Consider the following 12,609-nt stretch of genomic DNA (forward strand, 5'->3'; position numbering starts at 1 on the left):
CAACAGTTGCAATAGCAGCCGTTAATGTAGTTTTGCCGTGATCAACGTGTCCAATAGTACCGACGTTGACGTGTGGCTTTTTGCGTTCAAACTTGGCCTTTGCCATGAGTATTTCCTCTTTTATTGGGGTTCAGTGCTTAACGGATGTTTGTACATGAGTTAAGACGATACTGACCACATTAAGATAAATGTTAAAAATTTGCACATACGATGTGCAGATATTATAAGAAAATTACAGCCAATAACAAGTCTTTTAACGGATTATTGCGGTAATTAAGGCGGGCAATCTAGAGATTAACTCTATACTGCCCTATTTAACTGGTGTTTCTTAACTACTTATTACTTACTCGTCATCATCTTTAGAGTTGAACTTAGCGATGATTTCAGCAGAAACTGACTTAGGAATTTCAGCGTACTTTTGGAATTCCATAGAATAAGTAGCACGGCCTTGTGACATTGAGCGCATTTGCGTCGCATAACCAAACATTTCTGCTAATGGTACTTCTGCGCGGATCTGCTTAGTGCCACCAGGTAGATCTTCCATGCCTTGAACCATACCACGACGACGGTTTAAATCGCCCATGATATCGCCCATGTAATCTTCAGGAGTTTCTACTTCAACTTTCATTACTGGCTCAAGAAGCGTAGGGTTCGCCGCTAAGAAACCTTTTCTGAAAGCGATAGAACCAGCCATCTTAAATGATAGCTCATCCGAATCGACGTCATGGTAAGAACCGTCATACAAAGTAGCTTTTACGCCAACGATTGGGTAGCCAGCAAGTACGCCGTTTTTCATGCGCTCTTGAATACCTTTGTCGACCGCACCATGGAATTCTTTTGGTACAGTACCACCAACCACTTCTTCAGCGAATTCATAAAGAACATCGCCCGCTGGATCCATAGGCTCAAGACGTAACCAGACATGACCAAATTTACCACGACCACCAGTCTGACGAACGAATTTGCCTTCTTGTTCAACAGTGTCACGAATCGTTTCACGATAAGCAACCTGTGGCGCACCAATGTTAGCTTCAACATTGAATTCGCGTTTCATACGATCTACTAAGATCTCAAGATGTAGCTCACCCATACCACTGATGATAGTCTGACCAGACTCTTCGTCAGTATGAACACGGAACGATGGATCTTCTTTCGCCAAACGACCTAGAGCAATTGACATTCTTTCTTGGTCAGCTTTAGTCTTAGGTTCAACCGCTAGGCTGATAACTGGATCTGGAAATTCCATACGCTCTAGGGTGATAACATTGCTTTCATCACATAGAGTATCACCAGTAGTCACATCTTTCATGCCTACTAAGGCTGCGATATCACCAGTACGAATTTCTGCAAGCTCTTCTTGAGCATTTGCCATCATCTGTACGATACGGCCAACGCGCTCACGCTTCATTTTAACTGGGTTATAAACGCTGCCACCTTGCTTGATAACGCCTGAATAAACACGAACGAAGGTTAAGTTACCAACGAACTTGTCGTTCATGATTTTGAACGCTAAAGCTGAGAAAGGTGCGTCATCTGATGCTTCACGGAAACCTTCAGACTCATCTTTGTCATCAAGAATACCTTTGATAGCAGGTACGTCCATTGGTGCTGGTAGATACTGAATAACTGCATCCAACATCTTTTGAACACCTTTGTTTTTAAAGGCAGTACCACAAAGCAATGGAATGATTTCGTTATCAATAGTCAATTGACGAATAGCAGCGTTGATTTGCTCTACAGACAATTCACCATTTTCGAGGTATTCATTCATCAACTCTTCATTAGCTTCAGCAGCATTTTCTACTAAGTATTCACGATACTCTTCTGCTTTTTCTTGAAGTTCTGCTGGAATTTCACGCTCTTCGTATTCCATACCTTGCGACGCTTCGTCCCAATAGATGGCTTTCATGGTAACTAAGTCAACAACACCTTCGAAATCGTCTTCTTTACCAATTGGAATAACCAAAGGTACTGCTTTGCCGCCTAGACGGGTTTTAATCTGTTCTACAACACGGTAGAAATCCGCACCAACGCGATCCATTTTGTTAATGAATGCTAAGCGTGGAACTTTGTATTTGTTTGCTTGACGCCATACTGTTTCAGACTGTGGCTGTACACCACCCACAGCACAATAAACCATACACGCGCCATCAAGAACACGCATAGAACGTTCAACTTCAATCGTGAAGTCAACGTGGCCTGGGGTGTCAATGATGTTGATGCGATGCTCAGGGAACTGTTTAGCCATACCTGACCAAAAGCAAGTAGTCGCAGCAGAAGTAATAGTAATACCGCGCTCTTGTTCTTGCTCCATCCAGTCCATAGTGGCTGCGCCATCATGCACTTCACCAAGTTTGTGGCTGACACCGGTATAGAACAAAACACGCTCAGTAGTAGTGGTTTTACCAGCATCGATGTGCGCTGAGATACCAATATTGCGATAGCGCTTTAGGGGAGTTATACGAGCCATAGTGTTTTCCTAGTGGAAGTCGTTTGCATAAACATTATAAATGTATGATGTATCTCTACTTTATATCCTACAAAAGCGGCATCTGCAACAGCAGTTGGCTTTAGCGTTCTACTATTAATGAGCCTAATACGGACAATAAAAAGCAAAGGTTAAGAATATAAAGTTATAGAATTTATAACCGGACAGTGAAACAAGGGTCGTAATACTGTCGGGATAGATAGCTGCCAGCGCTAATAAATATCTAACTGGCTATAGTAACAGCCTAGCTAGCATCAAAAATATTGGCAGTAATCGGTAGAGTAAATAAACAATAACGTGGCTAATTGATTATTCAGTTAGCCACGCTTAGCAATTAGATGATCATTAACTATTACTGTTAAACACAGATAATTATTGACTGCAAAAAATGCTTATATCTCTAAGCTAGCTTAGAAACGATAATGTGAGAATGCTTTGTTAGCATCTGCCATGCGGTGAACTTCGTCACGCTTTTTCATAGCATTGCCTTTACCTTCTGATGCATCACTCAATTCGCCTGCTAAACGCAATGCCATAGATTTTTCAGAACGCTTTGCAGCAGCTTCAGCTAACCAACGCATAGCCAAGGCAGTACGACGGGATGGGCGTACTTCCATTGGTACTTGATAGGTAGCACCACCGACACGGCGAGCTTTTACTTCAACCATAGGGCGAACGTTTTCTAGCACTTCTTCAAAGAACGCTACTGGATCTTCGATGTTACGCTTTTGTGCTACTGTTTCTAGGGCACCGTAAACGATACGCTCAGCAGTAGATTTTTTACCATGGCTCATCACGTGGTTGATGAATTTTGCGATGGTTTGGCTACCAAACTTAGGATCCGGTAGGATCTCACGGGTAGCTACGACGCGACGTCTTGGCATAATAAATTTCCTTGTCTTCAGGAGTGTCTGACATTCACAATCTCACACCAGCTATTAACTTATGGAGCGTAGTAGTGAGTTGTCAGTCAGCCTTACTGCATGGTGGTATGTGGTATAAGCTCAGCATATGAGTCTTGAAACAACACCAATCCCATGCACAGTTAATGGGTAGTACGAATGAAACTAAGCGCATACTAGTATCAGTATTATGCTTTAGGCTTCTTCGCACCATATTTAGAACGACCTTGTCTACGGTCTTTAACACCAGCACAATCTAATGCACCGCGAACAGTGTGATAACGTACACCTGGTAGATCTTTTACACGACCACCACGAATAAGAACAACACTGTGCTCTTGTAAGTTATGACCTTCGCCGCCGATGTAGCTTGCAACTTCATAGCCTGAAGTCAAACGTACACGACATACTTTACGCATGGCTGAGTTAGGTTTTTTAGGCGTGGTAGTATATACACGAGTACATACACCGCGACGCTGTGGGCACGCTTGCAACGCAGGAACTTTTGACTTTTCCTTGATGGTTTTGCGACCCTTACGAATTAATTGGTTAGTTGTTGCCATAAGGCATCCGTCTCCCGTTGGGTGTAAAACAAAAAAATGGGTCAATCCACCTTTTCCTACACATAATACGTGAAGTTGAGGGGTACCCATTTTTAGGACAATGTATTATAAAGATTTGTGACTACTATTTCAACTATTTATCATTATTTGTACTTTACAACATCCGAAAGATGTGTATAAAGTTCATTTTAGCTGGTAAATCGATACAGTGACTGCTTTGAGCTCCTAGTAAATGGCGGTAATGTTTTGTTTTTCAAGGGTTAATCCCCGTCATTACCACCACTTATAGTTATAGTCTCAACTACTAAATAACACTGTTAGTTAGCGTTACTTCGAGTTGCTGCTACTTTTTTGCTTCTGCTGGCTGTGGTTCGCTGTTACTTTTAGCAGTATCTACATCCGCTTTGTCGTCCTTTTTGGATTTATCAGCACTGTCAGCATTAGTTTCACTTTTTTTAGCACTAGCCTTATCAGTACTTTCTTTATCAGTACTGTCTTTTTTGCTGTTATCCACTTTCGCACTTTGTTTATCAGTGCTTTCTTTACTAGCAGCTTCCTGCGATTTGTCAGCAGCTTTTTCTTTATCAACTGACTGACTAGCGGCTTGCTCTGTCATCTTCTGATCTTTGACTTCTGGCTTTTTATCTTCTGGCTTTTTATCTTCTTGGCTAGGCTCAGTACTTGCGTCTTTTTTCACTTCAGCTTCGCTAGCGCTATCGTCAGTGATGGCACGATTAGCGAGCTTAGCCTCTGGTGCAAAAGTTGCTTGCGCTACTCCGATAACCTCTTCAATCAGACGACTGTTATAACGCATACCGACGATGACCGCACTAGCTGGTAACAAGCGACGAATCCACGATAAATTAATCTGATCCAAATCTATCCCAACTTGACTAGCGATGCTGTCTACTTGCTCGGCATAGAAGTTGACGTTCTTATTCTTTAAACCTAAGTTTTTCAGCTCGCTGTGCAGACCACTAGTTTGTGCATTTTGTAATAAGCCTTTACCGACTCCGATCCCAGCTAACAATGCTTGCTTCTCTTGCATTTTGCTTAAATCAGCATTCGCTAGTAATTCATAGGCCATTTTAACCCCTTGCTTACCAGTCAAGGGCTTGTCATAGACCGCCGCCAACTGATAAACCGTACGCAGTGATACTAATAACAGCCATAAAGTATCCGCTAATAGTCCTGGCAAACCAGCTAAACCCGTCAAGCCGCCTAGAGTTGCCAGCGCTCGGTTTTGATTAGCGATATCAGTAGCTAGTGCATAACGTTGCTCATCATCAAAGCTTGAAATATCGGCGAAACGATGCTCGTTTGGTAAATCAATTTGACTCCAAGTAGAGGCTAATTTGGCTACTTGCGAAAATGCGCCATCAACAGTTGATTGGAATAAGCTATTGGGGACGACTTTTTTGGCATACTTACCATAAGTCGCAAAGCGAGTTCCTAGTAACTGTTGTGTGGCTTTTAGGGTTTGCTCACGAAATAGATCTTGTTGATAATCTTCATCCCCTAAATTCACAGCTTTATATTGGCGTGGCTTACCAGTCTTGGCGTTAGCACTATCGATAAGAGAGCCTACACGCTCAAGATTATTACGAGTAAAATGACCTACTGTACTGATACCTTTAGAAAGTACGCTACGCTTTGCCATTGTTGTGTCCTTAAGTTAATAATATGTATAAAAGTTAGAAGTATTATAATCAGTGCATTATTCGAAGCTTAAAAATTCGCAGCTTCAAGTTCAGTGTTCAAAAATTCGCTGCTAAAAACTTTACATCCTTGCATGTTAACAACAAACGCTAACAAGCTTCGCTGATAATTAACAAGTTTTATCGATAATTTATAGTGGTATCTTAGCCAAGTTTTGAACAAGATGTCAGTGTCAACAATGTTATTACAGTCATAAAGTTTGTATCTAAAGGTATAACTTATTTACAGATAATAGCCCTGATTTCACTATTATTAATAAAGAATAGTTCGGATCAGTAGCTGGCCTAGTTTTTTGCTTGTTTTTTTGCTTAGCTACCGTCTTAGCTTTTTACTTAGCCACGCTAATTTAGAGAGTGACATATTTTCTAAAATTAATTTACCGTTGAGCAAAGATTTTATAGGTTTGATCAGCTATCATAGCTGCAATTAAGGTATGCTTGTACACTGAATAAATATTTTGCAATAAAATTAAATGGACTTAACAGTCATTGCTTATTATAAATTAGATTTTAAATAAGCATTTAACATCATAAGGAATAGAGTATGCGTAGAGTGGTTATCACAGGAGCAGGGATTGTTTCTTGTATCGGACATGATTTAGCAACCGTTACCTCTGCCCTACAGCAAGGGCAATCGGGTATTGTATTCAATGAGTCTTATGCTGAGCATGGCTTTAAATCACAGGTAAGCGGTAGTGTTGATAAAGCAGAGCTGGATACTGCAGGCATTGATCGTAAGCTGAAACGCTTCTTTAGTGATGCTAGTCTTTATGCCTATGTTTGTGCTTTGGATGCAATCAAACAGTCTGGACTGTCATTAGAAACTATCAATAGCAACCCTCGTGTTGGGGTAGTCGCTGGTTCAGGGGGCGCTTCCACAGAAGGCGTAGTTATCGCTGTCGATGCTATGCGTGAAAAAGGCTTACGTGGTGTCGGAGCAATGGCCGTCCCTAAGACTATGAGCAGCTCGGTATCAGCAGCGCTTGCAACAGGTCTAAAAATTCATGGCCCCTCCTACTCGATCTCTTCTGCTTGTGCTACGTCTACTCATTGCATCGGCCATGCTGCTGAATTGATTCAGTTGGGCAAAGCCGATGTAGTCCTAGCTGGTGGTAGTGAAGCTGAGCATTGGACGCAGTCATGCATGTTTGATGCTATGGGCGCGATGAGCACTCAATACAATGATAGTCCTAAGCAGTCCTCACGCGCTTATGATAAAGACCGCGACGGCTTTATTATTGCCGCTGGTGGCGCTATGGTAGTAGTCGAGAGCTTAGAGCATGCCCAAGCTCGGGGCGCTAATATTTTAGCGGAAATTGTTGGCTATGGTGCGACCTCTGATGGCGCTGAAATGGTTGCTCCAAGCGGTGAAGGCGCCGTACGTTGCATGCAGCAAGCCTTAGATCAAGCAGGCCTAGATACAGTCGATTACATCAATAGCCACGGTACTAGTACGCCCTTAGGAGACATCACTGAACTTAAGGCTATCGCTAAAGTATTTGGCGCGGCAGGCAATGACTCTGTTCCCCCTATCAGCTCGACTAAGTCTATGACTGGTCACAGTTTAGGTGCGGTTGGCGCTCAAGAGCTGATATACTGTCTATTGATGCTAAAAGAAGGCTTTATAGCGCCTTGTATCAATATCGAAAATTTAGATCCAGCTACTGAAGGTTTCGACATTGTCACTGAAAAACGTGATGCCAAACTTGAAACGCTGATGAGTAATAGCTTTGGCTTTGGTGGTACTAACGCCACTCTAATTATCAAAAAATTTGATGCCTAATAAATGACTACACTTGCTAGTGCTAATGAATCTGCTACAAAAACGCCATCGATTGTAAATCGATGGCGTTTTGCTGGCTTGTCAGCAGCAGAACTTTTACCGCCATTACAGCAGCATCTGACCGCCATAGATGCCGATGCTCAGTGGCAACTGGTTTGGCTAAATAATGACGGCCATCCAATCATTGGTTTGCGACCTAAAGTCAGTTGGTCAGTGTATTTCGATACTGAGCAAAACCCTTCTACCCTACCGCAAGACGATAAAGACAAAACCCAGCGCTATAAAGTACTAACCACCTGCCGTGATGAGCAGACCCTTGCTACTGACTATATGAGTTATGCCGACTGGCAACAGGTGCTGATTGCTTACAGCAGCGCTCATAACAGCAATGAGAACGAGAACAGCAGTGATCATCATAACAGCAGTGATAACTACAATAAAAACTATCAGCCCAACCACCTTTTATGCGATCCTATTAGTCAGCTTACTGCTAAACCTAGCTATCAGCATGGATTGATTGGCTTTATCGGTTATGATATCGCTGCCGCCGAGCTGAGCCCAGCGCTAGCTAGCCAACAGCCCTCACAGCCTTGTGCGGTGCTTGGACATTATGATATTTATTTGACCCCTATTAGCCAAAGTATCAATAACGCTACTGATGCCTACCTTGATAAAAGTACTAGTGGCTGGCAGCTAAATTTTCGGCCTGCGGCTTCTGTTACTGATAAACCAGCAACTGACTTAGTGTTAAACACTATTATCGATGCGTTACAGCATTTAGATAATCAGCTGACTACAATGGAATCTGCTAATCAAACAGCACCGCAAAATACTGCAAAACTTAGCCCATTACTCTTAACAGCGAAGTGGCATAAAAGTGACTATCAAACTGCCTTTGCGCAGACTCAGCATTATCTGCAGCAAGGTGACTGTTATCAGATTAATCTGACCCAAGTTTGGCAAGGTAGCTTTGTGACCACTGCGACTGTTGTAACCCCCTCTCCTGCTTTAGCAAATGCTACTGTGTTGCAGAACTCTGATACTTCAGCAAACTCTACTAAACCAGCTAAAAAAAACAACTCACTTTTAGATTATTTACCAGCTTTACAACGCAATACGCAAGCGCCATTTGCCGGTTATCTAGCGCTTAGTAATAGCGCCAGTGCTGCCATAGATAATAATGATTTTGAGTTATTAAGCTGCTCACCGGAGCTGTTTTTTACCTTTATAAAAGACTCGCAAACCCAGCAAAATTATATTCTTACTAAGCCTATTAAAGGTACAGCACCTCGTGGCGCTACTACCGAACAAGATATGTTACTAAAACAGCAGTTAATCGATAGTGATAAAGATCGCAGCGAAAACGTGATGATCGTCGATTTGTTACGTAATGACTTAGGCAAATACGCTAAGACTGGGAGCGTAAAAGTGCCGCAATTATTCGCTATAGAAAGTTTTAGTAATGTCCATCACATGGTCAGTACCATTAGTGCTGAGCTTAAACAGGATGCCCATCCCTTAGCAGTATTGTTTGGTAGCCTGCCAGCAGGATCTATTACAGGCACGCCAAAGAAGCGCGCGGTGGAGATTATTGCCGAATTAGAAGTGGACGCTCGAGGGGCTTATTGTGGCACTATGGGTTATATGAACTTCGATGGTAGTGGCCAGTGGAATGTACTGATACGTACTTTGCAAGCGAGTCAAATAGCAACTGAGGAAAAACAAGTCAGCTTGTGGGCGGGTGGTGGTATTACTGTCGCCTCAGACTACGCTGCTGAGTATCAAGAATGTCTCGATAAAGTGGGTAACTTGCTAGCTGTTTTAGCAGATAAATAAACTAGGTTAAAAAACCTACTACTGCTAAATAATTTCAGCGCGCCCTAGTATTCGGCTTATAAAACAAAAGTTATAAACGGCATCTTAGGCTCTAATTATCGTCTAATAATAAGCCAATCTCACCTTCGTGATAAACCTCAATACCTAATGCCTGTAAATGCTGGACGGTGATGCCATCGCCTTGGCACAATTGACTAGTAAAGCTGCCATCATAGATCAAACCACGACCGCAAGATGGGCTTTTTGACTTTAGTAAAGCCCGGGTGACTTGCTGCTGTTGGGCTATGATACTAGCTTGCTCGGCACCCTTAATAAAAGCGGCACTCACTGACTGTCCAGCACAATCGACTACTTCTATACCACCACTGCGCTGTTGAATCTCAGCAGCTGGACGCGGCGTTGCTAGGCCCCCTAGTATTTCTGGACAAATAGCAATAACGGTAAACTTACTACGCAGCTGGGTTAATAGCTCATTATCAGCCAGCTGCGCATGACCACCATCGTAGCGTACGCGCTGACCTAGTAGGCAAGCACTAACTAGCAAAGCTTCTTTAGCGTTATTAGCAACCATGCCTGACTACTGGCTAATATCGACAGAATCAACAGCTTGCATAGCTCTCAATGCGGCAATCAAACGCCCATGTTGTGCTTGAGTGCCGACAGTAATACGCAAATACTCTTCGATACGTGGCTTATCAAAATGACGGACGATAATGCCTTGCTCACGTAGCTTGCTAGCTACTTCACTAGCGTGACCTTGCTTAGGACGCACAAAGACAAAATTCGCTTGTGATGGCAGCACTTGATAACCAAGCTCAGTTAGCTCAGCGGTCAACGACTCTCGCAAGTTAATAACAGTTTGGCAGGTTTGCTCAAAGTAGTCACTGTCTAACACACTGGCTCTTGCACCGGCTTGTGCTAACTTATCTAGCGGATAACTGTTAAAGCTGTTTTTCATTCGGGTTAAGGCTTCGATCAGCGATAAATTGCCAAAAGCCATACCGACTCGCAGACCGGCAAGCGAACGCGACTTCGAAAAAGTCTGAGTCACTAGCAAGTTATCAAACTCATTGATAAGGGTTATGGCTGAGACCGCAGTGTTATCATCAGTAGCGGCAAAATCAATATAAGCTTCATCGATAACTATTACCGCATTAGGATGTTCACTGACAAGCTTACGAATATCAGCAAGCGCTAATAATATTCCGGTTGGAGCATTAGGATTGGCAATGATAATACCGCTGCAAGGCTGACGATAACTATCAGGGTCAACGCTAAAGTCTGCTGCTAAAGCAATCTTTACCAGCTCAACAGCAAAAGTCTGCGCATAAACAGGATAAAAGCTATAGCTAATGTCAGGGGTTAGTACCGGACGCTCCTTCATAAAGAAACTGGCAAACACTAACGCTAGCACTTCATCTGAACCATTACCGACGAATACTTGATTACTATCTAGCTGATACCACTGGGCCAATGCCTGACGCAAGTCATCAGACTCAGGCGCTGGGTATAGACGCAGCTCATCCGCTTGATCAGCCAACACTTGGCTAATCGCCGCAGCTACTGTTGGTGAAGGTGGGAATGGATTCTCATTAGTATTTAATTTGCACAGATTATCATGCTGTGGCTGCTCACCAGGCACGTAAGGTGACAAATTACGGGCTTTCGCTGACCAAAGTCTATCATCGATTCTCAATTCACTCATAAATCATCCTATTATTTGCGCTATTGATTAAAGTCCTATAAACCCTGAAAATAACAGGCCTTCATTGACATCTTCTACCATCCATCAGATTTTATAGAAGGGTGGTTAGGTCTGGGGCTTTGTCTCTGTTTTTAGCTATGCAGTTGGCCATTCATACTTTGAGCGACCTTTATTAAGAGCGATAACGAGCGGAACGCGCATGCGCCTCTAAGTCTTCATTCTGCGCTAGAATATCCGCAATTTTGGCTAAAGGTTTGCTACCAGACTCAGTGCAATAGATGATTGAGGATTTTTTCTGAAAATCATAAACCCCAAGTGGTGAGGAAAATCTGGCAGTGCCCGAAGTTGGTAACACGTGATTAGGACCTGCACAGTAGTCTCCGATAGCCTCAGGAGTGTGTCGACCCATAAAGATAGCACCAGCATGACGAACATCAGCAAGCAGCTCATCAGGCTCATCTACCGATAGCTCTAAATGCTCAGGTGCGATACGATTAATTAACGCCATACCTTCACTGCGGTCTTTAACTAAAATTAATGCCCCACGATTCTGTAGTGAATCACGAGCGATATCAGCTTTAGGTAACTCAGCTAATGCTTTTTCAATCTCTAGAGCCACTTCAGCCAACTGTTCGGCACTAGTAGTGACAAAAATAGCTTGGGCAATACGATCATGCTCAGCTTGCGATAACAGATCCATCGCTAACCAATCCGCACGATCGCCACTTTCACCTTCGGCATAGACTAATACTTCAGAAGGGCCCGCTATCATATCGATACCTACTTGGCCAAAGACAGCTCGTTTAGCTGCTGCTACGTATTTATTACCTGGCCCAGTGACTTTATCTACGGCTGGAATAGTGTCTGTACCATAAGCTAAAGCGGCGACCGCTTGTGCGCCACCAATAGTGAACACTCTATCCACTTTGGACAAATACGCAGCGGCTAATACTAAGGGATTGAGTACCCCTGCTGGCGCTGGCACTACCATTATTATTTCTTTAACTCCAGCTACTTTAGCAGGAATAGCGTTCATTAATACTGAAGAGGGATAAGAGGCTAAACCTCCTGGTACATAAATACCTACTCGATCCAGGGGCGTGACTTTTTGACCTAAACGGTTACCTAGCTCGTCCTCATAATGCCAGCTCTCTTGCACTTGGCGCTCATGGAAACTCTGTACTCGCGATGCGGCAGTAGTCAATGCCTGTTTTACATCCTCATCAAGCTCTGCAAATGCGTGCGCCAAAGACTCTTGGCTCAACTCCAGCTCAGCCATCGAGGTTGCTGGATGCTCATCAAACTGCTGGGTCAATGCCAATACGGCTTTATCCCCATCCTGACGAACTCTATTAATGATATCGTCGACCGTTTTTAACAGCTCAGCATCATTGACGGTTTCGAAGGCTAATAGAGCAGACAATTGCTGCTCAAAATCATTATCTTGGGTACTCAGTTGACGCATAACGCAATCCTATGTTAAAACCAAAATTCATAAAGCTATCAAAGCCGTCAAATTAAAAAAAGCTAGAGAGCTGACCCTTACTGGGCTCTATATTCGCTAGGGACAGACGCAACAAAACCAGTCTATCATGCTATATTAATTTATAGCTA

General features: G+C 43.1%; 10 protein-coding genes. 2 read left to right on the forward strand and 8 right to left on the reverse strand.

All coding sequences use genetic code 11. From position 1 onward, the window contains the following. The 5 genes from KZA12_RS12680 to KZA12_RS12700 form a co-directional block, all read right to left on the reverse strand. A partial coding sequence (locus KZA12_RS12680; protein ID WP_227686815.1) for a GTP-binding protein occupies positions 1–106 on the reverse strand: 106 nt, incomplete at its 3' end. A gap of 237 nt (positions 107–343) precedes the next feature. Further along, positions 344–2,470: an elongation factor G gene (fusA, locus tag KZA12_RS12685; RefSeq protein ID WP_201623263.1), complete on the reverse strand. Its 2,127-nt coding sequence runs from the start codon at positions 2,468–2,470 to the stop codon at positions 344–346. Between the two features lie 428 nt (positions 2,471–2,898). Continuing rightward, positions 2,899–3,372: a 30S ribosomal protein S7 gene (rpsG, locus tag KZA12_RS12690; RefSeq protein WP_201623262.1), complete on the reverse strand. Its 474-nt coding sequence runs from the start codon at positions 3,370–3,372 to the stop codon at positions 2,899–2,901. A gap of 206 nt (positions 3,373–3,578) precedes the next feature. Further along, on the reverse strand, positions 3,579–3,953 hold the full coding sequence (gene rpsL, locus KZA12_RS12695) for a 30S ribosomal protein S12 (RefSeq protein ID WP_201570224.1): 375 nt from the start codon (positions 3,951–3,953) through the stop codon (positions 3,579–3,581). A gap of 343 nt (positions 3,954–4,296) precedes the next feature. Next, positions 4,297–5,613, reverse strand: coding sequence for an EcsC family protein (locus KZA12_RS12700; RefSeq protein ID WP_218690476.1), 1,317 nt, complete (start codon positions 5,611–5,613; stop codon positions 4,297–4,299). 602 nt (positions 5,614–6,215) lie between these two features. Between KZA12_RS12700 and KZA12_RS12705 the strand changes: the two genes are divergently transcribed. Beyond that, a complete protein-coding gene (locus KZA12_RS12705; protein ID WP_201623260.1) occupies positions 6,216–7,454 on the forward strand; it encodes a beta-ketoacyl-ACP synthase II in 1,239 nt (412 codons plus the stop codon). 3 nt (positions 7,455–7,457) lie between these two features. Then, a complete protein-coding gene (locus KZA12_RS12710; RefSeq protein WP_218690477.1) occupies positions 7,458–9,290 on the forward strand; it encodes an anthranilate synthase component I family protein in 1,833 nt (610 codons plus the stop codon). Positions 9,291–9,381: 91 nt separating this feature from the next. Here KZA12_RS12710 and KZA12_RS12715 read toward each other — a convergent pair whose 3' ends face one another. The 3 genes from KZA12_RS12715 to hisD all read right to left on the reverse strand — a co-directional run bounded on the left by KZA12_RS12715 (position 9,382) and on the right by hisD (position 12,460). Beyond that, entirely contained in the window at positions 9,382–9,861 is a 480-nt protein-coding gene (locus KZA12_RS12715; protein ID WP_218690478.1) for a DUF523 domain-containing protein, read from the reverse strand. 6 nt (positions 9,862–9,867) lie between these two features. Beyond that, complete coding sequence (gene hisC / locus KZA12_RS12720) at positions 9,868–10,995, reverse strand: histidinol-phosphate transaminase (RefSeq protein ID WP_218690479.1); 1,128 nt, start codon at positions 10,993–10,995, stop codon at positions 9,868–9,870. Positions 10,996–11,167: 172 nt separating this feature from the next. After that, positions 11,168–12,460 carry a histidinol dehydrogenase gene (gene hisD, locus KZA12_RS12725; protein WP_218690480.1) on the reverse strand — a complete coding sequence of 431 codons (1,293 nt, stop codon included), beginning with the start codon at positions 12,458–12,460 and terminating at the stop codon, positions 11,168–11,170. Positions 12,461–12,609 lie beyond the last annotated feature (149 nt).

The organism is Psychrobacter sp. BF1, from assembly GCF_019279065.1.
Classification (GTDB): Bacteria; Pseudomonadota; Gammaproteobacteria; order Pseudomonadales; family Moraxellaceae; genus Psychrobacter; species Psychrobacter urativorans.